We start from the raw sequence: 23,530 nt of genomic DNA, 5'->3' as shown, positions 1-23,530 counted from the left end.
TTGGGTATTTTCGAGCGGTGACCGACACCCCGACCGGCGGCCTGCCGGTGCCGATCGTGCCCGGTCTGACTGATTTGCGGGTCTTTGCCCGAGGTGGTTACGCCACCGTCTACCAGGCCACCCAGATCTCCGTCGACCGCGAGGTCGCCGTCAAGGTCGAAAATCGCACGCTGGACAGCGAACGCGACCAGGCCCGCTTCCTGCGCGAGGCGCGGGCGGCCGGACGGATGTCGTCGCACCCGCACGTCGTGGACCTCTTCGACGTCGGCGTGACCGTCGACCAGCACCCGTACCTGATCATGGAACTCTGCGACGGGTCGTACGCCGAGCGGATGCGCAACTCGCCGCTCGGGCCGGTGGAGGCCCGCGACCTCGGCATCAAGATCGCCGACGCGTTGGCCCATTCGCACGGCGCCGGGGTGCTGCACCGGGACGTCAAGCCCGCGAACATCCTCTACTCACACTTCAACTCGGCGGTGCTTGCCGACTTCGGGCTGGCCGTACTGGCCGAGGCCCGGGACGCCTCGGTCACCCTGGAGGTGCTCACCCCGGCGTACGCGCCACCGGAGATGTTCAGCCACAGCCCGCCATCGCCGGCCGTCGACGTGTACGCGCTCTGCGCCACCCTCTACGCGGTGATGCACGGCCGACCGCCGCGGTGGCAGTCCGAGCGCAACCCCAGTCTGGTGACCGTGCTGGAGATGTTCAACCAGCCGATCCCCGCCCTGCCCGGCGTGCCGGACGAGCTGATCGACGTGCTGCGGCTCGGCATGGCCAACGATCCGGGCGAGCGGCCGTCCGCGCTCGAACTGCACGACCTGCTCACCACCCTGCCGTTCGGCGGGCCGGCCGCCCCGGTGAGTGGCGCCCCCCTCAGCGGCGGCGCCTCGATCGGCGGTGGCTCGCCCCGATCCGGCCTGTACGGCACGGGCCAGCCCGGTCCCCGTCCACCGGTCGAGGACACCCGCCCCGGCGTGCCCGGCGGGCGGCGCTGGCGGCGACGCTGGTTCCTCGGCGGCGCCGGCGTGCTGGCGCTCGCCGCCTCCGCCACCACCGGCGCCTGGGTGGCCAGCAGTGACGGGCCGCCCAGCCCGTCCCCCTCGGTGACCCGGGTCGCGGCCCCGGCAACCGGGCCGCTGCCCGGTTGCGCCGGCGTGCCGACCGCACTGCCCAGTGGCGCCCGCTGTCTGCCCGAACTGGAGTGCTTCGGCCCGGTGCGCATCCGCGGCGAACGTGCGGAGGCGGCCCGGGTCCCCTGCGACGGCCGGCACACCTGGGAGGCGTACGCCGAGGGCATCCTGCCGGTGCCGCTGGTGGGCGCGGACCACGACGAGGTGGTCGCCGCCGAGCAGGTACGACAGGTGTGCAGCGCCACGACGTTCCGGCTGACCACCGAGATCACCGAGCCGGCCGGCTGGCACCTGGAGGTGTTGCCGCCCGTCGACGGCAACGTCGACCGGGTCTACCGCTGCCTGGCCGGCCGGGGCGTCGACGCGCTCACCGCCCCCACTCTCACCGGTCGCTGAACCCGCCGCGCGTCCGTCCCCGGTCACGCACCGCACGCAACGCGTCCCGGCTGTCCAGCGCGTCGAGGGTGTCCGCGTCGATGCCGTACGGCATCAGGTCCGGTGGGGCGGTGGGGTTCGGCTGCTCCGCCGGCTCCGGTTCGTCACGCTGGCGGGCGGCCGACACGGCGACGGTGGCGACCGTCGCCAGCAGCACGCACAACAGCGCGAGAACGACCCCGACAAGGTCCTGCCGGCGCAGGACGACCAGCAGGATCAGCAGCGCGAGGGCACCCGGGGCCGCGACCGCCGCCACCATCCGCGCATCGATCCTGGAGAGTCGATTCACCCTTCCAGCATGTCGTGGCCCGGCTCGCTGTCAACCGCAGAGGCGATCCGCCACGCCGAGCGGCGTCGATCAAACGGTTGGGTCGACCTGACCGATCGGATCGCGTACGCAGTGGACTCGCCTCGCTACTCTCGGTGTTCCGCAGGCTGCTCCGTCAGCGAGGTCGCCCATGAACGTACGCCCACCCCGGTCCCGGCTCCGCTCGGTCGCGACGACGCTGGCGGTCGCTTTGACCCTCACCCTGGCCGCTGCGGCCGGATGCGACAGCCGCAAGGAGCCGGATCTGCCGTCGGTCCAGCAGAAACTGCGGGAGTCGCACACCTTCGGTCAGTCGACGCTGCGCATCGGCGTCGCCACCAAGGAGCCGCTGATGGGCGACCTGCGTAACGGCCAGCACGTCGGCTTCGACGTCGAGATCGGCAAGTACATCGCGGCCTCGCTGGGCTACCAGGGCGAGCAGCGGCTGGAGTTCGTGTCGGTGGCCACCGAGAACCGCATCCCGGCGCTGCAGGGCGGCACGGTGGATCTTGTGGTGTCCAGCTTCTCGATGACCGAGGAGCGCGAGAAGCTGGTCAGCTTCGCCGGCCCGTACTTCGTCACCACCCAGGAGGTGATGGTGCCGGTCCGGCTCAAGGACAAGATCCGCACCATTGAGGACCTGCGTGACCCGGCCTACAAGGTCTGCACCAGCGGTGGGTCCACCACGGAGGCCGAGCTGGAGAAGCACCAGGTCAGAACGTTCGTGGTGAAGGACGTGGGGGACTGCGTCGACGGTATCCGGCGCGGCCGGTACGACGCGGTCAGCTCCGACGAGACGATCCTCGCCGGCTTCCTGTCCATCTACCCGAGGGAGTTCGAGGTCGTCGACATGCCGTTCGGCACCAGCGAACTGCTGGGCATCGGCGTGCCGATCGGCGACCCCGCGCTGCGTGACCTCGTCGCGTACTTCCTGCAGAAGAGCTACCAGATGGGCCGCAACGGGGAGGCGAGCCCCTGGCAGATCGCGTACAACAGCACCCTCGGGCCGTGGTTGCACGTCGAGAAGCGTCAGCCGCAGCCGCTGAACGTGCCGAAACTGGTGGACTTCGACGACAAGTCGCCCTCGTCGTGAGCACGACGCCGACCGCCACCGACGGCCCGGTTCCACCGCCCCGTGCGGCGGTGCCGGTCGAGCCGACGGCCCAGGTCGAGCCCGGGCGCGTGCCCTGGGACCCGTCGGAACGGCGGGCGCGGGCCAGCCAGTCGTTCTGGACCGCAGTCGTGGGCGTGCCGGCGATCTTCTCGGTGCTCCGGCTCGGCGTGGAGGCGGGCGGCGAGCTACAGACCACCCTGTTGCTGGTCGCCAACGTCGGGACGGTCAACCTGCTCGCGGGTTTCCTCACCACCGCGGCCCGACTGCTCTCCACCGGGCTGGTCGCCGTCTTCGCGCTCGGCGCGGTGCTGGCCGTGAGCGTGGAGCGCCTGCCACCCGGCACCCGACGTCGTCCACTCTTCGCCCGCTGGGCGGACCTCACCCCGGCCTGGTTCGTGCTGGCCAGCTTTCTGCTCGCCCTGCTCACCTGGCCGCTGCTCTACCTGCCGCTGCTGCTGCCCGCGTTCGCGGCCGCGTTCCAGCTCCGGCCGGAGCGGTTGCACGAATGGGTCGTACCCCGGTTCCTGGCGATCATCGCGCTGTTCGCCGGGTACGGGTGGCTGATGGTGCCCACGCTGCGCGCCGCCGGCGCGGAGGGTGACCTGCTGGTGCTGGCGCTGCTGACGGTCCCGCCGGTGCTGGCGCTGTTCATCGCCGGGCCGCTGCCCGGCGTGGTCATCCGTCCGCTGGCGTCGGTGACCGAGGTGGCGGTGCTGGCCATGCTGCTCTGGGCCGCGCTGCCGGTGATCAGCACACCGGTCCTACCGCTCACCGTCACCACGGTGGGCGCCGAGAACGGCCCGACCGAGGACGTACGAGGGCACGTGGTGACCACCGACGATGTCAACATGGTGATCCTGCAGGAGCGGGGTGGGGTCCGGTACGTGCCCGTCGGACTCGTCCGGGCGCAGGTGCTCTGCCCGAGCGAGGAGGAGTTGCCCCGGCACCGGCTGCGCATCCACGACTTCCACGTCGAGGACTCGCTGCTGGAAGGGCTGGGCCGCCGCGTCCGCCCGGTGTACCGCATCGACGCCGCCTGCCGCGCCCCCGGGCCGCCCGCCGCGCCTCAGTAGGACTTCTCCTGACCCAGGACGTGCTGGGCGACGAAGTTGAGGATCATCTCCCGGCTGACCGGGGCTATCCGACCCGCCCGCACCGCGCCCAACAGCGTCGCCACCCCGTACTCGGTGGTCATGCCGGCCCCGCCGAGGGCCTGCACGGCGGTGTCCACGGCGAGCGCGGCGGCCTCGCCGGCCGCGTACTTGGCCATGTTGCCGGCCACCCCGGCCTCCAGGTCACGGCCGGCGTCGTACAGCGTGGCCGCCTTCTGGATCATCAGGCGGGCCAGCTCCACCTGCACGGCCGCGTGCGCCAGCGGATGCGACACCCCCTGGTGCGAGCCGATGCTCCGGCCACCCCAGACCTTGCGGGTGGCGGTGTACTCGCTGGCGCGCTCGATGGCGTACCGGCCGGTGCCGGCACCCATCGCCGCCACCGTGATCCGCTCGGGGTTGAGCCCGCTGAACAGGGCCGGCAACCCGGCGTCGAGGGACTCGCCGACCAGCGCGTCGGCGGGCACCCGCACGTCGTCCAGGTAGAGCAGGAACTGGTTCTCCGGGGACACGATCTCCATGTCCAGCTTGGACCGGGTCAGCCCGGCCGCGTCGGTCGGCACGATGAAGAGCGCGGGCTTGAGCTTCCCGGTGGCGGAGTCCTCCGTCCTCGCGACGACGAGCACGTGACCCGCCTCGTCGACCCCGGAGATGTAGCACTTGCGGCCGTTGAGCACCCAGTCGTCGCCGTCGCGGCGGGCCACCGTGCCGAGGCGGTGGAAGTTGGATCCGGCCTCCGGCTCGGTGATCGCGAAGACGATCTTCGCTGAGCCGTCGGCGAGACCGGGCAGGTGCCGTTTGCGCTGTTCCTCGGTGCCATGTCGGGCGATCACGGTGGCCGCGATGGCGGGGGACACCACCAACAGCAGCAGCGGGCAGCCGGCCGCCGCCAACTCCTCGCAGACGATTGCCAGTTCGGTGATGCCGCCGCCCCCGCCGCCGTACTCGGTGGGGATGTTGACCCCCAGGTAGCCGAGCCGCCCCGCCTCGGCCCACAGCTCGGTGGTGTGCTCGCCGGCCTTCGCCTTCTCGACGAAGTAGCCGTGCCCGTACCGGCGGCCGAGCGCCCGTACCGCGTCGCGCAACTGGTCCTGTTCGGAAGTGAGGTCGAAGTTCATCAGTGGTCCTTTCCGATAACGGCCAGCACGTCGCCCGTCCGTACCTGACCACCGGCGGACACCGGCAGTTCGGCGACCACGCCGTCGGTCGGGGCGAGCACGGGATGTTCCAGCTTCATCGCTTCGAGGGTGAGCAGAAGGTCGCCGGCCGCGACACGCTGGCCGACCTCGACGTGCACCCGGGTCACCGCGCCGGGCAGTGGCGCGAGCAGCGACCCGGCGGCCAGCTCCGCGGTCGGCAGGGGCAGACGCGGCAGCTCGGCCAGGCTCGCCGCCCCGTCCGGACCGTCCACGAAGATCTCCGACCCCACCCGGTGTACGCGGTACGACCGCCGCACCCCGTCGACGTCGAGGACCACGCGGTCCGGGTTGGCCTCGATCAGCTCGACCACCTGCCGCTCGGCGCTCCCGTCAGGGGCGCCGGGTTGGCCGGCGGCGCGGCGTCCGTCGGGGTTGTCCGGGTCGGCGTGCTGCGCGACGGACCAATCGACCAGGCCGCCGGTGCGGTCGAGCCGGTAGTGGACCTCGATCTCGCCGTCCGGACCGGTGAAGCGGGTGACCTGTCCGACGGCCGGCACGTTGCGCCAGCCGGAGGGGAGGCCGGCGAGCACCGGTGCGGTCGATCGGCGGTGTGCGGCGCCGGCCAACGCGGCGGCGAGCGCGGTGACCGGGAGCTGGTCGGCGGGGAGCAGCGGCGCGAAGACCTCCGGGTGCCGGTCCAGAAAGCCGGTGTCGATCTCGCCGGCCGTGAACTCCGGGCTGCGCAGCACCCGGACCAGCAGATCCCGGTTGGTGGCGACGCCGTGAATCTCGGCCCGCGCCAGCGCGCCCGCGAGCGCGCGGATGGCCTCGGACCGGGTCGGGGCCACGGCGATCACCTTGGCCAGCAGCGAGTCGTAGTGCACGCTTACCACCGAGCCGGCCACCACGCCGGAGTCGAGTCGCAGGCCCGCTCGCTGGATCGAGCCGAACTCGCGGTCCACGCCCGGCACCTGGAAGCGGTGCAGGGTGCCGGTGGCGGGCCGCCAACCCTGCGTCGGCTCCTCGGCGCAGAGCCGCACCTCGATCGCGTGGCCACGGGTGTCGGGATCGTGGTGCTGCGCCGGCAGCGGCTCACCCTCGGCCACCAGCACCTGCATCCGGACCAGGTCCAGCCCGTCCGCAGTGGCCAGTTCGGTGACCGGATGCTCCACCTGGAGTCGGGTGTTCATCTCGAGGAAGTAGACCGCCCCGTCGGGCGTCAGCAGGAACTCGACAGTGCCCGCGCCCACATAGTCGACAGCTCGTCCGGCGGCCTCGGCCGCCTCGTGCAGACGCTCCCGCACCTCGGCTGGCACCAGACCGGGCGCCTCCTCGATGATCTTCTGGTGCCGGCGCTGGATCGAGCACTCCCGGACGCCGAGCACCTGCACGGTCCCGTGGGTGTCGCCGAGGATCTGCACCTCGACGTGCCGGCCGCGCTCGACGTACCGCTCGATGAAGACCGTGCCGTCACCGAACGCCGAAGCCGCCTCGCGCCGCGCGGAGGCGACGGCCTCGGCGAGCTCGGCCGCGTCCCGGACGATCCGCATGCCCCGGCCACCGCCACCGGCGGACGCCTTAACCAGCACCGGGAAGCCGGTGGCCTGGTCGGTGTCGGTCCAGCTCGGCAGCATCGGCACGCCCGCCTCGGCGAGCAGCGCCTTCGCCGCCAGCTTGTCACCCATCGCGGCGATGACCTTGGCCGGCGGACCGACCCAGGTCAGACCCGCGTCGGTCACCGCCGCCGCGAACTCTGCGTTCTCGGCGAGGAACCCGTAACCCGGGTGGACGGCGTCCGCGCCGCTGCGCCGCGCCGCGTCCAGGAGGAGATCCACCCGCAGGTACGTCTCGGCCGGCGTGGCGCCCGGCAGCCGGACCGCCTGATCGGCCTCGGCGACGAAGGGCGCGTCGGCGTCCGCGTCCGAGTGCACGGCGACGGTCTGCACGCCCATCGCCCGGCAGGTGGCGAAGACCCGGCGGGCGATCTCGCCCCGGTTGGCCACGAGCAGTCTGGTGATCATTGGCGACTCCCTCTACATCCGGAAGACGCCGAAGCCGTCGGCGCCCCTGACCGGTCCGTTGTGGATCGCCGATAGACAGAGGCCGAGGACGGTACGCGTGTCCCGAGGGTCGATCACCCCGTCGTCGTAGAGCCGGCCGGAGAGGAACAGCGCGCCCGACTGCGACTCGATCTGCTGCTCGACCATCATCCGCATCGCCGCGTCGGACTCCTCGTCGTAGTCACGTCCACGGGCGGCGGCGGCCTGCCGGGCCACGATCGACAGCACGCCGGCGAGCTGTGCCGGACCCATCACCGCCGACTTGGCGTTCGGCCAGGTGAACAGGAACCTCGGCTCGTACGCCCGACCGCACATGCCGTAGTTGCCGGCCCCGTACGAGGCCCCGAGGTTCACCGTGAGGTGCGGCACCGTCGAGTTGGACACGGCATTGATCATCAGCGCGCCGTGCTTGATGATGCCGCGCTGCTCGTACTCGGTGCCGACCATGTAGCCGGTGGTGTTCTGTAGGAAGATCAACGGGGTGTCGGAGGCGTTGGCGAGCTGGATGAACTGGGCCGCCTTCTGCGCCTCCGCGCTGAACAGCACCCCTCGCGCGTTGGCCAGCACGCCCACCGGATAACCGTGCAGCTCGCCCCAGCCGGTGACCAGCGAGTCCCCGTACGCCGGCTTGAACTCGTCGAAGTCACTGCCGTCCAGGATGCGGGCCAGCACCTCGCGCGGGTCGAACGGCACCTTCAGATCGGAGCTGACGATGCCCAGCAGCTCCTCCGGGTCGTACTTCGGCGGCCGGGGCACCGCCGTCCGCGGCGCGGGACCCCGCTTGCGCCAGTTCAGCCGGCGTACGCACTGACGGGCCAGGCGGATGCCGTCGCGCTCGTCCTCGGCCAGGTAGTCGGCCAACCCGGACGTGCCGGCGTGCATCGCCGCGCCGCCCAGCGACTCGTCGTCGGTGACCTCGCCGGTCGCCATCTTCACCAGTGGTGGCCCGGCCAGGTAGACCTGTGACCGGTCCCGAATCATGATCACGTGATCCGACATCCCGGGCACGTACGCGCCACCGGCCGTCGCGTTGCCGAAGACCACGCTGACCGTGGGGATGCCCGCTGCCGAGAGGCGGGTCAGGTCACGGAACACCCGACCGCCGGGAATGAAGATCTCCGCCTGCGTGGGCAGGTCCGCCCCGGCCGACTCGACCAGGTTGACCATGGGCAGCCGGTTGGCCAGGGCGATCTCGCCGGCCCGCCGGGTCTTCGCCAGGGACCATGGATTGACCGCGCCGCCGCGTACCGTCGGATCGTTGGCGACGATCAGGCACTCCACGCCCTCGACGACCCCGATGCCGGTGACCACGCTGGCCCCCACCGGGAAGTCCGTGCCGTACGCGGCGACCGGCGACAGTTCGAGGAACGGACTGTCGGCGTCGACCAGCAACTCGATCCGCTCCCGGGGCAGCAGCTTGCCGCGTGCGTGGTGCCGCGACACGTACTTCTCGCCGCCGCCCGCGCGCGCCTGGTCGAGCGCGGCGTCCAACTCGGCCAGCCGCTCCACCAGGGCCGCCCGGTTCGCCGCGGATCCGGGCGCGGCCGGGTCGATCGCGCTGTCCAGAATGGTCACAAGCCCATGCCCTTCGCGATGATCTCGTTCATGATCTCGGTGGTGCCGCCGCCGATGCCGAGGATCCGCGCGTCGCGGTAGTGCCGCTCCACCTCGGCGTCGCGCAGGTAGCCGAAGCCACCGTGCAGTTGCAACGCCTGGTCGACGACGTGGTCGCAGGCGGCCACGGCCACGTTCTTCGCCATCGCCACCTCGGTCACCACGGGCTCGCCCGCAGCCACCCGGGCGGCCACCTCGTGGACGTACGACCGGGCCGCCTCGGCCCGCGTGTGCATCTCGGCCAACCGGTGCCGGACCACCTGCCGGCCGACCAGCGGACGCCCGAAGGTCTGCCGGTCCCGGCACCAGCGCACCGCCAGCTCCACACAGCGTTGCGCGGTCGCGTACGCCTGCGTCGCCAGCGAGAGCCGCTCCGCCGCGAAGTGCTGCATGATCGCCAGGAAGCCGGTGTTCTCCGCGCCGATCCGGTTGGTCACCGGCACCCGTACATCCGCGAAGGACAGCTCAGCGGTGTCCGAGCAGTGCCAACCCAACTTCTCCAACCGGCGTCCCACGGTGAACCCGGGCGAATCCTTGTCGATCACGAGCAGGGTCAGGTTGCCGCTTCCCGGGAAGTCCGTGCACACCGCCGTGGTCACGAAGTCGGCCCGGTGACCGCTGGTGATGTAGGTCTTCGACCCGTTCACCACGTAGCGGTCGCCGTCCCGGCGGGCGGTCGTGCGGATGCCGGCCACGTCCGAACCGCCGTCCGGCTCGGTGATGGCCAGGGCGCCGATCATCGTGCCGGCCAGGGTGGGTCGGACGTACCGCTCGATCAGGCCGTCGTCACCCGGGGACGGGACGCCAGTGAGGCGACCGCCAAACGATCCGCCGGTGCGGGCACCGGCGGCGGCGACCATGTGCGGCAGCGCGATGCCGTGCGTGAACAGGGCCGCGACCAGCCCGGACGATCCGCCGGAACGGATCAGCTCCTCGGTCACGATGATCGAGTCGAGCAGGTCGCCGCCGCTGCCACCGACCGACTCGGGAAAGCCGATGCCGAGCAGGCCCAGCTTCGCGGCCGTGGCGTGCAGGGCCCGGGTGACCTCGCCGGCCCGCTCCCAGTCGTCCAGGTGCGGCAGCACCTCCCGGGTGACGAACGCCCGGGTCAACTCACGGAGCTGTCGACGCTCCGGCGTGTCCACGATGCTCATCGGGCGACCTCCGCCGGTAGGTCGACGATCCGCGCGCGGAGCAACTCACCGAGCGCCTTGGCCTGCGGGTCGAACCGGGCGGACGCGGCGACCCCGGCCCCGAGCAGGCCCTCGATCACGAAGTTCACCGCGCGCAGGTTCGGCAGCTCGTAGCGCCGGACGGCCAGCGGCGCCGTCTCCGGCAGCAGCCCGGCCAGCCGCTCGACGGTCAACCAGGCGCGCAGCCACGCGTACCCGGCATCGGAGCGCGCCCAGACGCCGAGGTTGGCGTCCCCGCCCTTGTCGCCCGAGCGCGCGCCGACCAGCTCACCCAGCGCTCCGCGCCGGGTCGGGCCGGTGACCGCCGCGTCGCCAGCCGACGCCGCCTCGTCCGGCGCGATCGGGGCCGTGCGGACCGGCGGGGCGATCGACACCCGTTCGCCGCCGGGCAGGACCGCCACCTGCGCTACCTCGTCCTGCGGCACGGTGTCGGCGGTGAAGACGCCGTACGGGGTCGCGTCGCCCGGCAGGGTGGTCAGCGTGCAACCCGGGTACGAGGCCAGTGCCAGCTCCACGGCGGCGGCCGAGAAGACCCGCCCGGCCCGCGTCCGGTCACTGTCGCGCAGGTGTACGTGCAGCAGGGCGCTGGCCGCCTCGGTGTCGGCGGCGTCGGGGTGGTCGGTGCGGGCGAGGGTGAACTCCAGCCCGGCACTGCCGACCGCCTCGGCGATCTGCCCCCGTACCAGGGCCGCCTTCGCCTCGATGTCGAGGCCGCACAGGACGAACGTCATCGAGTTCCGGAAGCCGCCGAGGTTGTTGACGCCTACCTTGAGCGTGGGCGGCGGCGGGGTACCCCGTACGCCGGTGACGCGCACCCGGTCCGGTCCGTCGGGGTGCAGGGTCACCGTGTCCAGCCGGGTGACCACGTCCGGCCCCAGGTACGCCGGCCCGCCGACCTCGTACAACAGTTGGGCGGTGACGGTCTCCACGGTGACCGCGCCACCGGTGCCCGGATGCTTGGTGAGCACAGCGGAACCGTCGGGGCGCACCTCGGCGATCGGGAATCCGGGCCGGTGCCCGCCGTCGGGCAGCTCGGTGAAGAAGCTGAAGTTGCCGCCGGTGACCTGTGCGCCGCATTCGAGGAGGTGCCCCGCGACGGTGGCCCCGGCCAGCTCGTCGAGATCGTCGCGACTCCACCCGTACCGCGCGATGGCCGGGCCCACCACCAGCGACGCGTCGGTGACCCGACCCGTCACGACCACGTCGGCCCCGGCGTCGAGGCAGGCGGCGATCCCGAACGCGCCCAGGTACGCGTTCGCGGTGAGCGCGTCGGCCCGTTGGAGGGCGTCGCCCTCGACGTACCCGACCCGCACCGCCAGGCCCAGGCGGCCGGCGAGCGCCTCGATGGCGGCGGCCAGTCCGGCCGGGTTCAACCCGCCCGCGTTGGTCACGACCCGCACCCCCCGGTCGAGGGCCGTGCCGAGGCACGTCTCCGCCTGGCGCAGGAACGTCTTCGCGTAGCCGAGGTCGGGGTCGCGGAGCCGGTCCCGACCGAGGATCAGCATGGTCAACTCGGCCAGGTAGTCGCCGGTCAGCACGTCCAGCTCGCCGCCGTCGAGCATCTCCCGCCAGGCGGTGAACCGGTCACCGTAGAAGCCGGAGGCGTTGCCGATACGGATCACGGGCGTACCCCGTCTCCGCTGGCTGGCGTCCGGCCGTCGCCCGGCGGTCCGGCGAAGGCCTGGGCCACGTCGAGCCATTCGTCGGCGACCGGGCCGGTGGGCCGTAGGGCGAGATCCGCCCGGTGCCGGCGCTGGGTGACCAGGAGACAGAAGTCCCGGGCCGGACCGCTCACCCGGTCGGCGGCGTCCGCCGGCCCCCAGACCCAGGTGTCGCCGCCGGGCGCGGCCAGCTCGACCCGGACCGGCGACGCTGGTACGGCACGGCCGTGGGCGGTGAACCCGTGCCCGAGGGTACGCACACCGAGGTGCGCCACGTGGCGGAGGCGGTCGGTGGCCGGACGGACGACACCGAGGGCATCGGCCACGTCCTCACCGTGCGCCCACGTCTCCATGATCCGCGCGGTCGCCATCGAGGTGGCCGACATCCGGGTGCCGTACCAGGGCAGTTTGTCGCCGGCCGGGACGGCGGCCAGTGCGTCGACGAGCGCGGCCCGGCCGGCCCGCCAGCGGGCCAGCAGGTCGGCGGGGGGTGCCAGGAACTCGTCGACCCCGGCGTCCACCAGTCGGGTCACGTCCGGCGCTCCGGTCACCGTCGCGTAGAACGCCTCGGCGTCGGTGGCGGCCAGCAGCGCGACGTGGTCGGTCCAGGCCAGGTGGGCGATCTGGTGCGAGATGGTCCAGCCTGCCGCCGGGGTCGGACGGGCCCAGTCGGCCACGGACAGCGGCGCGACCAGCGCGTCCAGGTCGGCGCACTCGTCGGTCAGATCCGTGAGCAGGTCACTGAGGTCGACCATGGTGCCTCCGGTCGGTGCGGGCCCCGATGGCCGGGGTCAGGGCGTGAGCAGGGTGGCGAGCTGACGTTTCCAGGTGACGAGCAGGGCGGTACGACGGGCCGAGTCGTCGCTGAGCAGGTTGGCCACTCCGAGCCCGCGCATCAGGTCGAGGGTGGCCTGCACCGCCTCGCGGACGCCAGGTCGGCGCTCGTCGACCCCGAGCAGCGCGACGGTGAGCCGGTGCATCTCCCGGCCGACCGTCGCCTCCAGCGGCACGAGGGCGTCGCGAAGCTCGCGGTCGGTGCGGGCCGCCACCCACAGTTCGAGCGCGGCGACGAAGAGCGGCCCGGTGAAGGCCACCCCGAGCAGATCGATCACCCGATCCAGTCGCTGCGGGCCGGCCGGCAACGCCTCGGCCTCGGTGCGCAGCTCGTCGGCGCGGCGTTCGGCCAGGTGCGCCACGGCGGCCGTGACCAGCGCGGCCTTCGTGGGGTAGTGATGCAACTGGGCACCCCGCGAGACGCCGGCCCGGGCGGCCACGACGGTGGTCGTGGTGCCGGACCAGCCGTGCTCGATGAGGCAGTCGACAGTGGCCTTCAGCAGGCGGGCCCGGGTGGCGCGACTGCGCTCCTGCTGGGGAACACGTGTCGATGCGGGAGGCATGCGAACAGCCTGTGGCCTGGGAAACAAACAGTCAAGACTGACTTTTTGTGGCGCCAGGCGACGAGCGGTGGCCCGGGGCGGCTCCCACCGGAGGTCTGCGGGCTCTGTCGAGCGGCTCTCACCTGGTGTTCTTGCGGTCTGTCGAGTGGCCCCACCGCTCTCCTTGGGCCCTGTCGGGCGGCTCTCACCTGGTGTTCTCGCGGTCTGTCGGGCGGCCCCACCGCTCTCCTTGGGCCCTGTCGAGCTGCCCCAGGAATGGGGCAGGCGGGTCGCGTCGCCTCCCGAATCGCCTGCCCCAGATTCGGGGCAGCTCGACAGGGCTCAACCACCTACTCCGCGGTCCTGCTCGCCACCGATCACCCGGCCGTGCCGGGGCGAGGGCTGGCTGGTCGAACGTGTAGGCGTCGGGCGGATCCGTGCGGTTCAGCGGCCGTCGCGGGGGCCGAAGACGGCGAGCGCGTCGGCGTCGCTGTGGCGGGAGCGCAGGTACTCGTCGGCCCACGCGGCGGCGTCCGGATAGCCCGACTCCGTCGTCACCCGGGCGCAGGCCGCGTCCACGTCGAAGGCGGTACGGCGGAGCTGGACGCCCGGCCCGAGCAGGGCCCACCACGCGCCCGCGCCCCCGTACGGCATGCCGACGCTGCCCGCGTTGACGACCAGCCGTCGGTCGACCAGCCGGGTGAAGGGCATGTGGGTGTGACCGCAGACGACCGTGGAGACCTCGGCCGGCAGACCGGCGAACACCTCCGCCCAGCGCGCCATCCGGGAGTCGACGAGCACCATCTCCTCGTCGTCGCGGGGAGTCGCGTGGCAGAACAGCGTCGGGCCCAGGCCGTCGATCTCCAGCGTCACGGTCGCGGGCAGCGCGGCCAGCCGGGCTACCTGATCGTCCCGAAGCTGGCCGGCGGCCCAGTTCGACACCTCTATCGGGGCGGGGCTTCCCGCACGCGCCTCGACCAGCTCACGTTCGCAGTTGCCGCCCACCCAGCAGGCCCGGTCACCGAGCCCGGCGAGCACGTCCAGCACCTCGACCGGCTGCGGACCGGCCGCGATGTCGCCGGTCAGCACGATGAGGTCGGCGGCGGCGACGTCCGGCTCGGCCAGCACCGCCTCCAGCGCGGGCAGCACACCATGGATGTCGGAGAGCACGGCGACCCGGTTCAGCATGGCCCCACACTTCACCCCGCCAGCCGTCCCGACCCAGCGATTCTGCGCCGGGCAGACAAACGGGCAGACAGATACGTCCCCGCCTTGCCGTCGGGGACGGAGGGCGGGGACGTACCGATGTCTCAGACGCGGGCGCGGCGGGCCAGACGCTCCGGGTCCAGGATGATGATGCTCTTGCCGTCCAGCCGCAGCCAGCCGCGCGAGGCGAAGTCGGCAAGCGCCTTGTTGACCGTCTCCCGGGAGGCGCCGACGAGCTGGGCGATCTCCTCCTGGGTGAGGTCGTGGGTCACGCGCAGGACGCCGCCGTCGCGGGTGCCGAAGCGGCCGGCCATCTGGAGCAGGTTCTTCGCCACCCGGCCCGGCACGTCCGTGAAGATCAGGTCGGCGAGCGAGTCGTTGGTCCGGCGCAGCCGCCGGGCGAGCACCCGGAGCAGCTGCTCGGCGATCTCCGGGCGGTTGTTGAGCCACGGCCGCAGCGCCTGCTTGCGCAGCCGTACCAGCCGGGTGTCGGTCACCGCGGTGGCGGTCGCCGTACGCGGACCCGGGTCGAAGAGCGACAGCTCGCCGACCATGTCCGACGGGCCCATCACCGCGATCAGGTTCTGCCGGCCGTCCGCCGCCCGGCGGCCGACCTTGATCTTCCCGGACAGCAGGATGTAGAGGCTGTCACCGGGCTCGCCCTCATTGAAGACGATCTCGCCCTTGCGGACCTCGATCGTCTCCATCTCCTTGGCGAGCGCCTCGGCAGCTTCCGGGTCGACACCCTGGAAGATCCCGCTGCGGGCCAGTACCTCGTCCATTGCGCACCTCCGGTTGCGCGTGCCGTCCGTCGGCCGGGGCCGCCGTCCGCTGATCCCCTCGCGCGCCGCCAAGTCTAGGCGCACGTGAGCACGAATCAGAGGTCGCCCCTGGAAACTTGATCGGTGGGCGTAACCTGCCCGACGTGCTGAGGGACCCGATTCTGACCAGCCGCGTCGAGGGCGGGCGAAACGTACCGCTGCTCGTCTGGCGGGCCGACGGGCCCCTGCGGGCGGTCAGCAGCGGCCCGCTGGGTGGTGGCGTCGGCATCCGGCGGTGGGTGCTGAACGCGACCGTGCCCATGTCGTACGACCGGGAAGACCCCGCCGCGCACCTGGCCGCACTCGCCGCGGACCTGGCCCTGGACGGGCCCGGGGTGGGTCTGCTGACCGGCGTCGACGTGACCGAGGTGGTGACCCGGACGGACACCGGGGTGCGGGCGTGGGCGACCGTCGGGCTCGGCACACCGGTGCCCGCCGCCGCGCCGGCCACGGGAGCGCTCAGCCAGCGGGTGGGCACGGTCAACATCGTGGTGTACGTGCCGGCCCGGCTCGCCGACTCGGCGCTGGTCAACGCCGTCGCCACCGCCACCGAGGCGAAGACCCAGGCGATCGGGGAGCTGGGACTGCCCGGGACGGGTACCCCCACCGACGCGGTCACCGTGCTCTGCCCGGTGGACGGGCCGGAGGCCGCGTACGGGGGGCCACGTTCGATGTGGGGCGCCCCGTTGGCCCGAGCCGTCCACGCCGCCGTGCGCGCGGGCGGCGAACGGCCGGTCGTGCCCTGGTCAGACCGGCTGACCGGCTGAACTTCCGACCGATCGGCCCTCGTCGGCGCGTTCCGAGGTCGGTAGGGTCGCGGGCGATGTACGCTACTGCCCCTTTCGCGTCCCGCCCGTTTCGCCGCGTCACCGCCGGCCTCGCGGCGCTGCTGGCCGCCCTGCTCGTCGCCGGCTGCGCCGACAGCGGGGACGCCCCGGTGTGGCAGCCCGGCGCCGGTGGCGGTGGCACGGGCGCGCCGCTGAACACGGCCGGCCCGAAGGCCAGCGGCGGCGCGACGGCCGCCAACGGGGGCGGCGTCATCTCGCTCTCCGCGACCGGCGACATCATCATGGGCAACGCGCCCGGTCGGCTGCCCGCCGCCGGTGGCAAGGGATTCTTCGACTCGGTCACCGGGGCGCTCAAGGCCGACCTGGTCATGGGCAACCTGGAGGAGCCGCTGACGGTGGACACCGGTGCCGGCAAGTGCGGGGCCAACTCCACCCGCTGCTTCCAGTTCCGTGCGCCGCCCGAGTACGCGGCGCACCTGCGTGACGCCGGGTTCCGGGTGCTCAACCAGGCCAACAACCACGGTTACGACTACGGGCCGAAGGGCTACCAGAACACGCAGCAGGCGCTGGAGAAGTACGACCTGGAGCACACCGGCGCGCCGGACGAGATCACCGTGGTCGACGTCAAGGGCGTCAAGGTCGCCGTGGCCGGCTTCTCCTCGTACGTCTGGTCCAACAGCCTGGTCGACATCGCCAAGGCCAAGACGGTGGTCGCGAAGGCGGCCACCCTCGCCGATCTGGTCGTGGTGCAGGTGCACATGGGTGGCGAGGGAGCGGACAAGACCCGGGTCAAGCCGGGCACCGAGCTGTTCCTGGGCGAGAACCGGGGCGATCCGGTCAAATTCTCCCACGCCATGATCGACGCGGGCGCGGACCTGATCGTCGGGCACGGGCCGCACGTGCTGCGGGGCATGGAGTTCTACCAGGGGCGGCTGATCGCGTACAGCCTGGGCAACTTCGCCGGCGGCGGCAACTCACTGAGCAACGCCGGCCGGCTGGGCTGGGGCGGTGTGCTGAAGGTGTCGCTCAAACCCAACGGGAGCTGGAGCGGCGGCTCGTTCACCTCCACGTACATGAACTCGGCCGGCAAGCCGACGATGGACCCGGACGACCGGGGCCTGGGGCTCGTCACCGAGCTGAGCCGAACCGACTTCCCCAGGAGCGGGGCCCGGCTCGACGGGCAGGGCAGGATCACCGCGCCGACCGGCGGTTGACCCGGGAGGAACGTCCGGGGCGCGACGTAGGCTGACCGTCGTGACCAGTAGCCCTCCCGGCGCCAGCGAGACCGACCTCGGGCGCACCCGCCGCGCCCGCAAGATCGGCCGGGTGCTGACCGAGACGCACCCCGACGCGCACTGCGAGCTGGACCACTCCAACGCGCTGGAGCTGTCCGTCGCCACCATCCTGTCCGCCCAGTGCACCGACAAGAAGGTCAACGAGGTCACCCCGAAGCTCTTCGCCCGCTACCCGGACGCCGCCGCGTACGCCGGCGCCGACCGGGGCGAGATGGAGGAGCTGATCCGGCCCACCGGGTTCTACCGCAACAAGACGGACTCGCTGCTCAAACTCGGGCAGGCCCTCGTCGACAGGTACGACGGCCAGGTTCCCGGCCGGCTCGCCGACCTGGTGACGCTCCCCGGGATCGGCCGCAAGACCGCCAACGTCATCCTCGGCAACGCCTTCGACGTGCCCGGTATCACCGTCGACACGCACTTCCAGCGGCTGGTGCACCGGTGGCGACTGACCACCGAGACCGACCCGGTCAAGATCGAGCACGCGATCGGCGCGCTGTACCCCAAGCGCGACTGGACGATGCTGTCGCACCGGATCATCTTCCACGGGCGGCGGGTCTGCCACGCCCGCAAACCGGCCTGCGGGGCGTGCACGCTCGCGAAGCTCTGCCCCTCGTACGGCACCGGCCCGACCGAGCCGGCCGCCGCCGCCAAGCTGCTCAAGGGCCCCCGGGCGCGTGACCTGGCCGTGGCGGCCGGGGTCGACCCGGATCTGGTGCCGCCGCAGGCGGTCGCCGCGGAGGTGCCGTGAACCGCCTGCTCACGGGTGCGGCCACCCGGCGGCTCGCCCTGCTCGCCGTGCCGCTCGCGCTGTTCGTCGGCGGTTGCACCGCCAGCCCGGCCGACGACCCCGCACCCAAGTCGGCCGCCGCCGCCGAACGACCGTCGCCCTTCCGGGACTGCGGCACGTTGAATGCGGCACCGACACCCAGCCCCGGGGCTGTCTCCACCCCGCCGGCCGCGACCACTGCGGCTGTGGACGGGCAGGAGTTGCCCGCGCTGACCCTGGCCTGCTTCACCGGCGGCGCGCCGGTCGCGCTGCGGGACGTGGCCGGGCCAGCCGTGATCAACGTGTGGGCCTCCTGGTGCGGGCCGTGCCGCAAGGAACTGCCGGCCTTTCAGCGGCTCAGCGAGCGGACCGCCGGTCGGCTCCAGGTCGTCGGGGTCAACACCCGCGACAGCCGGAGCGGCGCCCAGTCCATCGGCGAGGACTTCGGCGTACGGTTTCCGATCCTCGTCGACCAGGGTGACGCGCTGCAACGGGAACTGAGGCGCAACGCCTTCCCGCTGACCCTCTTCGTCGACGCGGGGGGTCGGATCCGGCACATCGACGCCACCGGAGCCCTCGACGACGCCTCGCTCACCACGCTGGTACGCCAGCACCTGGGCGTGGCGGCGTGACCCGTCGACCGCCCGGCTGGATCGACCCGCTGCTGAGTCGACTGGGCACGGCCCGCGTCGAGGACTTCACCCGCCTCACCACCCCCGCCGAGGGTGGCCGGGAGAGCGCCGTGCTGGTGCTGCTCGGTGAGCAGCCCGACACCGGACCGGACGTGCTGATCCTGCAACGGGCCGCGACCCTGCGTAACCATGCCGGCCAGCCAGCCTTTCCGGGCGGGGCGGCCGACCCGGAGGACGCCGACGCCCGCGCCACCGCGCTTCGCGAGGCCAACGAGGAGGTCGGGCTCGACCCGGCCAGCGTGACCGTGCTGGCCGAGCTGCCGAAGCTGTGGATTCCGGTCAGCGACTTCGTGGTCACCCCGGTGCTGGCCTGGTGGCACGACCCGCATCCGGTGCACCCCCGGGAGCCCGCCGAGGTGGCCCACGTGGCACGACTGCCGATCCGCGAACTGGTCGACCCGGCCAACCGGCTGCGGGTCCGCCACCCCAGCGGCTGGGTGGGGCCGGCGTTCTCGTCGCGCGGCATGCTCGTCTGGGGCTTCACCGCCGGGGTGTTGGCGGCCCTGCTCGAAATGGGCGGCTGGGCCCGCCCGTGGTCGCCCGGCCGGCTCGTCGACCTGCCGCCCACGGGCGCCACTCCCGCGCCGTCGGCCGGCACCGACGAGGTCGACGAGACCGCCCTGCGCTGACCACCCGGTCACCTTCCGCAAGCGATGGTCATCAGGTGGGCGCGGTGCCCGTACGCTGGACCCCGTGTCCGTCGTGGATCTCGTCCTGCTGCTGCTCATGCTCGTGTTCGCGATCAGCGGATACCGTCAAGGTTTTGTCATCGGCATCACCTCGCTGTCCGGCTTCTTCCTGGGTCTCCTGCTCGGCCTGCAACTAGGGCCGCTGTTCGCCCGGCAGTTCGTCGACGCCGGCACCCGGGTGCTGATCTCACTGGTGGCGATCTTCGGGTTGGCGGTGATCGGGCAGGCGCTCGCCGGCTGGCTCGGCTCGCACCTGCGCAAGACGATCACCAGCGACGTGGGTCGGCGCATCGACGACGTCGGTGGGGCCTTCGTCTCGCTGTTCGCGGTGCTCCTGCTGGCCTGGCTGGTCGCCGTACCGCTCGGATCGTCGTCGGTGCCCTGGCTCGCCGCCTCGGTACGCAACAGCGCGCTGATCAGCGTGGTGAACGGGATCCTGCCGGAGGAGGCACACCGGCTCTCGACCGCGTTGGAGGACACCGTCGACACCGACGGTTTCCCGGACGTCTTCGGTGGCCTCGCGCCCACCCGGGCCCGGCAGGTCGAGCCGCCCGACCCGGCGCTCGCGGGCTCCCAGGTGGTGGTCAACGGTCAGCGTTCGGTGGTCAAGGTGCTCGGCTCCGCGCCGAGCTGCTCGCGTCGGATCGAGGGCTCCGGCTTCGTGTACGCCGACGACCGGGTCATGACCAACGCGCACGTGGTCGCCGGCACCCGTTCGGTGGCCGTGGAGCTGGGCGGCGAGCGGTACGACGGCCAGGTGGTGGTGTACGACCCCAACCGGGACCTGGCCGTGCTGTTGGTGCCGGGGCTTCCCGGCCCGTCGCTGCGGTTCGCCGCCGGCAACGCGGGCAGCGGCTCGGACGCCATCGTGCTCGGCTTCCCGCTCGACGGGCCGTACAACGCGCAGTCCGCCCGGGTCCGTGACGTCGACCGGATCAAGGGCCCGGACATCTACTCCTCCGGGGACGTCACCCGGGAGATCTACACGATTCGGGCCCTGGTGCGCAGCGGCAACTCGGGCGGCCCGCTGCTGTCGGCCAACGGCCTGGTGCTCGGTGTCATCTTCGCGGCGGCGGCCGACGACCCCAACACCGGTTTCGCAGTGACCGCCGCCGAGGCCCGCCCGGTGGCGTTGGCCGGTGCCGAGCGCAACCGGGCCGTCGCCACCGGCGAGTGCACCTGAGCGCCGTACCGGATCAGGTGCGGGCCGGCTCGGCGAGCGGCAGCTTCGCGCGTCCCCAGCGCAGTCCCCGGTCCAGGATCGCCCGCGCCATGATCGCGACGCAGGCGCCGCCGTTGAGGAAGGACGCCGTCACGTCGCTCGGGTGGTGCATCCCCCGGTACATGCGGGTCAGCGCCACGCCCACCGGCACCATCAGCAGCAGCGTCCACCAGGCGACCTTCGCGCCGGTGCTGCGCGCCCGCAGGGCCATCAGCACCGCGATGCCGACGTAGAGGGCGACCGCCGCCGAGGTGTGCCCGGAGGGGAAGCTCGACGTGGGCGGTGAGGTGTCCATGTGCTCCACGGCGGGCCGCTGCCGGTCGATCACCATCGTGGTCAGCAGGAACACCAGCGCCTGGGCGGTCACGGCCGCGCACAGGAACAAGGGCTCCCGCCAGCGCTTCAGCCAGAGCCGCAGCGCCAGCGCCGCCAGCACGGTGACCACGACGATCATCTGAGTGCTGGCGAGGGTGCTGAACACCAGCGAGACGTCGTTCCAGCCGCCGGTGCGGTCACCGGCGAACTCCCGGTTGACCGCGTCCTCGACGGTGAACGGCCAGGTTCGGTTCAAGACACGGGTGACCAGCACCCCGAGCAGCACCATGACGCCGAACAGGAGGGACACCGGCAGCAGCACCCGCCGGACGATCTGGACCACGGTGTCGGACATGAGCCGGCCAATACCCGGTCGGCGTCCTCGTCACGCCTCAGGTCGCGTCGGGCTGCCGCTCGACCTCCGGCGCGACGCCGTCACGGGTCGGCCGCACCGGCCGGAGGCCCGTGTGCGCCCGCCAACTGGTGAACGCTGCGGTGGTCGCCGCGACCACCGCCACGCCGAGCAGGCAACCGCCGAGCACGTCGCTGGCGAAGTGCACGCCGAGCACCACCCTGCTCAGCCCGGTCACCAGCGTGACCAGCAACGCGGCGACCCAGAGCGCGACCTGCGCGGCCCCGCGCCGGACGTACGGCAGGAACACCAGCAGCAGCACGCCGGCGGCCAGGGTGGCGTTCAGCGCGTGCCCGGAGGGGAACGAGTAGCCGGCGGCCCGCGCCACCGGGTCGAGCAGTTCGGGCCGGTCCCGGCCGACGAGCAGCTTGAGCAGCGGGCCCATCAGTCCGCCGACGACCATGGTGGTGGTCGCCCAGAGGGCCAACCGGCGGGCCTGTCGGCGCACCAGCCAGATCACCACCAGCAGTACGACGACCCGCAGCGGCATCGGCGCGAACACCTCGCTCCACACCCGCATCAGCACGACCCAGGCCGGATGGTCCACCGCGTGCTCGTGCAGCGCGTCGGTGACCGTCGAGTCCAGCCGGTGCAGCGGCGCCCACGCTCCGAGCACCAGCAGCGCGAGCAGGGCGAACGGCACCAGCACCAGGAACGCCGCCGTCGCCGCCAGGGTCAGCCGCAGCCCCAGCGAGTGGTCCGGGTCGAGGCGACGCCGCCCCCAGGACGGGCGTCGGTCGGTGGCGAGGGTACGGGTGGCGGGCGTACTCATGCGGTCGGTTCTACCCCACCCGCCGGGCAATCAGGCCTGCCCGGTGCGTCGTTCAGCGAGCGCGCTGGCGGAACCGGCGCACCATCAGCGCCGCGCCGGTGACCAGAGCGGCGAAGAGCACGGCGCCGGTCCACAGTCGCTCCGGCGCGGATTCGGCCGGCACGCCCGCCGGTCGTGCCGTCCACCCCGTCTGCTGCCGGGGAGCGGTGAAGCCGAGCGGGTCGCTGCCGGCGCCGCTCACCGGGTCGTCGTCGCCCGAACCGGGCGCCGGCCCGAAGCCGACCACGCCGGGCGAGGTCTGATCGTCCAGCGGGTTGGCGGCGACGGGCGGGACATCCGCGGTCAGCGCGGCCACCGGGTCGACCACCCCGTACCCGAACCGGTCGTCCCGGCCGGTCGGGCCGATGTCCCGGGCGGTGACCACGAGCCGGTTGACCACCTGGCCGGCGGGCATGTCCGGGTAGCGGGACCGGACCAGCGCGGCGGTGGCGGCCACCAGCGGCGCGGCGAAGCTGGTGCCCTGCACCCGCCAGTACCCGTCGGTCGGACGGGCGCCGACCAGGCCGGTGGCCGGAGCGGTGAGCACCGTCGCCCGACCGGTGATCGACCCGGACCACAGGTTGTCGCTGTTGCGCTCCAACCCGGCGACCGCGATGACGCCCGGCTCGCGAGACGGATACCAGGGCTTGGAGTCGGTCGACGTGGCCAGGTTGCCGGTGCAGGCGACCACCACCACGTCGCGGACGAACGCGTAGTCCAGGGCCGCGGCCAGGGCCGGGCTGTCGCCACTGCCGCCCAGCGACAGGTTGATCACCCGGGCGCCGTGGTCGACCGCCCACCGGACGCCCTTGGCGACGATCAGCGCGTCGTCGTACTTGTTACGTTCGTCCAGCACGCGTACCGGCAGGATCCGGGCATCCGGTGCCAGGCCGACCACGCCCCGCTTGTCGTCGTTGCGCCCGGCGATCAGACCGGCGACCGTGGTGCCGTGGCCCACCGGATCGGGACCGGCTCCGCCGGCCGGTCCGACCAGGTCGAGCCCGGGCAGCACCTGACCGGCCAGGTCGGGATGGTTCGCGTCCACGCCGGAGTCGACCACGGCGACGGTCACGCCCCGACCGGTCGAGGTGCGCCAGGCCGTGTCGGCCCGCAGCTCGTCGAGCTGCCACTGCTCGTCACGAACCTGGTCGGTGCGCGAGACGCTGTCACCGGGGGCGAACGCGGCCGACGCGCCGGCGAGCTGCCCGCCGCTGCTCGGCGCGGCGACGGGTGCGGCGCTCGGAACCGCGACAGCGGCCAGCGCCGCCATGCCGAGCAGCGCCCGGCCGGCCCGCCGGGCCACCGCCGGAGCGCTGTGCCGAACCCCAGTCACATCCACTGCCATTCATCCCGACGGAACCATGACGATCGG

The 23,530-nt window shown here is 72.7% G+C and carries 22 protein-coding genes; 9 read left to right on the top strand and 13 right to left on the bottom strand.

All coding sequences use genetic code 11. The features are described from left to right. Positions 1-17 precede the first annotated feature (17 nt). On the top strand, positions 18-1,526 hold the full coding sequence (locus AB0I89_RS27905) for a serine/threonine-protein kinase (protein WP_357132845.1): 1,509 nt from the start codon (positions 18-20) through the stop codon (positions 1,524-1,526). Here AB0I89_RS27905 and AB0I89_RS27900 read toward each other — a convergent pair. Next, positions 1,513-1,854 carry a hypothetical protein gene (locus tag AB0I89_RS27900; RefSeq protein WP_357132843.1) on the bottom strand — a complete coding sequence of 114 codons (342 nt, stop codon included), beginning with the start codon at positions 1,852-1,854 and terminating at the stop codon, positions 1,513-1,515. The genes AB0I89_RS27905 and AB0I89_RS27900 overlap by 14 nt on opposite strands. A gap of 169 nt (positions 1,855-2,023) precedes the next feature. Here AB0I89_RS27900 and AB0I89_RS27895 point away from each other — a divergent pair, with 169 nt between their 5' ends. Together AB0I89_RS27895 and AB0I89_RS27890 are read left to right on the top strand one after the other, a co-directional pair. Further along, the gene (locus AB0I89_RS27895; protein WP_357132841.1) at positions 2,024-2,965 is read left to right on the top strand and encodes a transporter substrate-binding domain-containing protein; all 942 of its coding nucleotides are present in this window, start codon (positions 2,024-2,026) and stop codon (positions 2,963-2,965) included. Beyond that, complete coding sequence (locus tag AB0I89_RS27890) at positions 2,962-4,059, top strand: hypothetical protein (protein WP_357132839.1); 1,098 nt, start codon at positions 2,962-2,964, stop codon at positions 4,057-4,059. Before AB0I89_RS27895 ends, AB0I89_RS27890 begins: the two co-directional genes overlap by 4 nt. Here the strand turns inward: AB0I89_RS27890 and AB0I89_RS27885 are convergent. From AB0I89_RS27885 to AB0I89_RS27845, 9 genes are all read right to left on the bottom strand, one after another. Beyond that, positions 4,053-5,216: an acyl-CoA dehydrogenase gene (locus tag AB0I89_RS27885; protein ID WP_357132837.1), complete on the bottom strand. Its 1,164-nt coding sequence runs from the start codon at positions 5,214-5,216 to the stop codon at positions 4,053-4,055. The genes AB0I89_RS27890 and AB0I89_RS27885 overlap by 7 nt on opposite strands. Further along, a complete protein-coding gene (locus AB0I89_RS27880; protein WP_357132835.1) occupies positions 5,216-7,258 on the bottom strand; it encodes a biotin carboxylase N-terminal domain-containing protein in 2,043 nt (680 codons plus the stop codon). Before AB0I89_RS27880 ends, AB0I89_RS27885 begins: the two co-directional genes overlap by 1 nt. A gap of 12 nt (positions 7,259-7,270) precedes the next feature. Further along, a complete protein-coding gene (locus AB0I89_RS27875; protein ID WP_357132833.1) occupies positions 7,271-8,872 on the bottom strand; it encodes a carboxyl transferase domain-containing protein in 1,602 nt (533 codons plus the stop codon). Continuing rightward, entirely contained in the window at positions 8,869-10,065 is a 1,197-nt protein-coding gene (locus AB0I89_RS27870) for an acyl-CoA dehydrogenase family protein (RefSeq protein WP_357132830.1), read from the bottom strand. Before AB0I89_RS27870 ends, AB0I89_RS27875 begins: the two co-directional genes overlap by 4 nt. Then, on the bottom strand, positions 10,062-11,726 hold the full coding sequence (locus AB0I89_RS27865) for an acyclic terpene utilization AtuA family protein (protein WP_357132828.1): 1,665 nt from the start codon (positions 11,724-11,726) through the stop codon (positions 10,062-10,064). The genes AB0I89_RS27870 and AB0I89_RS27865 overlap by 4 nt, the downstream gene beginning before the upstream one ends. Further along, positions 11,723-12,520 carry a TIGR03084 family metal-binding protein gene (locus AB0I89_RS27860; RefSeq protein WP_357132826.1) on the bottom strand — a complete coding sequence of 266 codons (798 nt, stop codon included), beginning with the start codon at positions 12,518-12,520 and terminating at the stop codon, positions 11,723-11,725. The genes AB0I89_RS27865 and AB0I89_RS27860 overlap by 4 nt, the downstream gene beginning before the upstream one ends. 36 nt (positions 12,521-12,556) lie before the next feature. Next, entirely contained in the window at positions 12,557-13,162 is a 606-nt protein-coding gene (locus AB0I89_RS27855; RefSeq protein WP_357132824.1) for a TetR/AcrR family transcriptional regulator, read from the bottom strand. 423 nt (positions 13,163-13,585) lie between these two features. Further along, a complete protein-coding gene (locus AB0I89_RS27850) occupies positions 13,586-14,329 on the bottom strand; it encodes a metallophosphoesterase family protein (RefSeq protein ID WP_357132822.1) in 744 nt (247 codons plus the stop codon). Positions 14,330-14,451: 122 nt separating this feature from the next. Then, positions 14,452-15,129, bottom strand: a complete 678-nt coding sequence (locus tag AB0I89_RS27845) for a Crp/Fnr family transcriptional regulator (RefSeq protein ID WP_007466162.1) — start codon at positions 15,127-15,129, stop codon at positions 14,452-14,454. A 143-nt stretch (positions 15,130-15,272) separates the two neighbouring features. Between AB0I89_RS27845 and AB0I89_RS27840 the strand changes: the two genes are divergently transcribed. From AB0I89_RS27840 to AB0I89_RS27815, 6 genes are all read left to right on the top strand, one after another. After that, positions 15,273-15,935, top strand: a complete 663-nt coding sequence (locus AB0I89_RS27840; RefSeq protein WP_357132820.1) for an adenosylcobinamide amidohydrolase — start codon at positions 15,273-15,275, stop codon at positions 15,933-15,935. A gap of 56 nt (positions 15,936-15,991) precedes the next feature. After that, positions 15,992-17,170 (top strand): CapA family protein, encoded by a 1,179-nt coding sequence (locus tag AB0I89_RS27835; RefSeq protein WP_357132818.1) that lies wholly within the window; start codon positions 15,992-15,994, stop codon positions 17,168-17,170. A gap of 40 nt (positions 17,171-17,210) precedes the next feature. Further along, positions 17,211-17,999 carry an endonuclease III gene (gene nth, locus AB0I89_RS27830; RefSeq protein ID WP_357132816.1) on the top strand — a complete coding sequence of 263 codons (789 nt, stop codon included), beginning with the start codon at positions 17,211-17,213 and terminating at the stop codon, positions 17,997-17,999. A gap of 5 nt (positions 18,000-18,004) precedes the next feature. Next, complete coding sequence (locus AB0I89_RS27825; protein ID WP_357132969.1) at positions 18,005-18,649, top strand: TlpA disulfide reductase family protein; 645 nt, start codon at positions 18,005-18,007, stop codon at positions 18,647-18,649. Next, positions 18,646-19,338 (top strand): CoA pyrophosphatase, encoded by a 693-nt coding sequence (locus AB0I89_RS27820; protein WP_355052513.1) that lies wholly within the window; start codon positions 18,646-18,648, stop codon positions 19,336-19,338. The genes AB0I89_RS27825 and AB0I89_RS27820 overlap by 4 nt, the downstream gene beginning before the upstream one ends. A gap of 64 nt (positions 19,339-19,402) precedes the next feature. Beyond that, positions 19,403-20,581, top strand: coding sequence for a MarP family serine protease (locus AB0I89_RS27815; RefSeq protein WP_357132813.1), 1,179 nt, complete (start codon positions 19,403-19,405; stop codon positions 20,579-20,581). A 13-nt stretch (positions 20,582-20,594) separates the two neighbouring features. On the opposite strand, the gene AB0I89_RS27810 is transcribed toward AB0I89_RS27815, so the two are convergent. From AB0I89_RS27810 to mycP, 3 genes are read right to left on the bottom strand one after another with little or no spacing between them, the layout of a single operon-like run. After that, entirely contained in the window at positions 20,595-21,290 is a 696-nt protein-coding gene (locus tag AB0I89_RS27810) for a phosphatase PAP2 family protein (protein WP_357132811.1), read from the bottom strand. Positions 21,291-21,327: 37 nt separating this feature from the next. Next, on the bottom strand, positions 21,328-22,119 hold the full coding sequence (locus AB0I89_RS27805) for a phosphatase PAP2 family protein (RefSeq protein WP_357132809.1): 792 nt from the start codon (positions 22,117-22,119) through the stop codon (positions 21,328-21,330). A 52-nt stretch (positions 22,120-22,171) separates the two neighbouring features. Next, positions 22,172-23,503: a type VII secretion-associated serine protease mycosin gene (mycP, locus tag AB0I89_RS27800; RefSeq protein WP_357132807.1), complete on the bottom strand. Its 1,332-nt coding sequence runs from the start codon at positions 23,501-23,503 to the stop codon at positions 22,172-22,174. Positions 23,504-23,530 lie beyond the last annotated feature (27 nt).

Source organism: Micromonospora sp. NPDC049801, from assembly GCF_040656575.1.
Lineage (GTDB): Bacteria > Actinomycetota > Actinomycetes > Mycobacteriales > Micromonosporaceae > Micromonospora.
The sequence above is the reverse complement of the archived record's forward strand: the minus strand, read 5'-3'. Positions and strand labels throughout refer to the sequence as shown.

Coding starts and splice junctions, on each gene's coding strand:
- AB0I89_RS27895 (WP_357132841.1), top strand. CDS start 2,024: ATGAACGTACGCCCACCCCGGTCCCGGCTCCGCTCGGTCGCGACGACG.
- AB0I89_RS27885 (WP_357132837.1), bottom strand. CDS start 5,216: ATGAACTTCGACCTCACTTCCGAACAGGACCAGTTGCGCGACGCGGTA.
- AB0I89_RS27880 (WP_357132835.1), bottom strand. CDS start 7,258: ATGATCACCAGACTGCTCGTGGCCAACCGGGGCGAGATCGCCCGCCGG.
- AB0I89_RS27870 (WP_357132830.1), bottom strand. CDS start 10,065: ATGAGCATCGTGGACACGCCGGAGCGTCGACAGCTCCGTGAGTTGACC.
- AB0I89_RS27860 (WP_357132826.1), bottom strand. CDS start 12,520: ATGGTCGACCTCAGTGACCTGCTCACGGATCTGACCGACGAGTGCGCC.
- AB0I89_RS27855 (WP_357132824.1), bottom strand. CDS start 13,162: ATGCCTCCCGCATCGACACGTGTTCCCCAGCAGGAGCGCAGTCGCGCC.
- AB0I89_RS27850 (WP_357132822.1), bottom strand. CDS start 14,329: ATGCTGAACCGGGTCGCCGTGCTCTCCGACATCCATGGTGTGCTGCCC.
- AB0I89_RS27845 (WP_007466162.1), bottom strand. CDS start 15,129: ATGGACGAGGTACTGGCCCGCAGCGGGATCTTCCAGGGTGTCGACCCG.
- AB0I89_RS27835 (WP_357132818.1), top strand. CDS start 15,992: ATGTACGCTACTGCCCCTTTCGCGTCCCGCCCGTTTCGCCGCGTCACC.
- AB0I89_RS27810 (WP_357132811.1), bottom strand. CDS start 21,290: ATGTCCGACACCGTGGTCCAGATCGTCCGGCGGGTGCTGCTGCCGGTG.
- AB0I89_RS27805 (WP_357132809.1), bottom strand. CDS start 22,119: ATGAGTACGCCCGCCACCCGTACCCTCGCCACCGACCGACGCCCGTCC.
- mycP (WP_357132807.1), bottom strand. CDS start 23,503: ATGGCAGTGGATGTGACTGGGGTTCGGCACAGCGCTCCGGCGGTGGCC.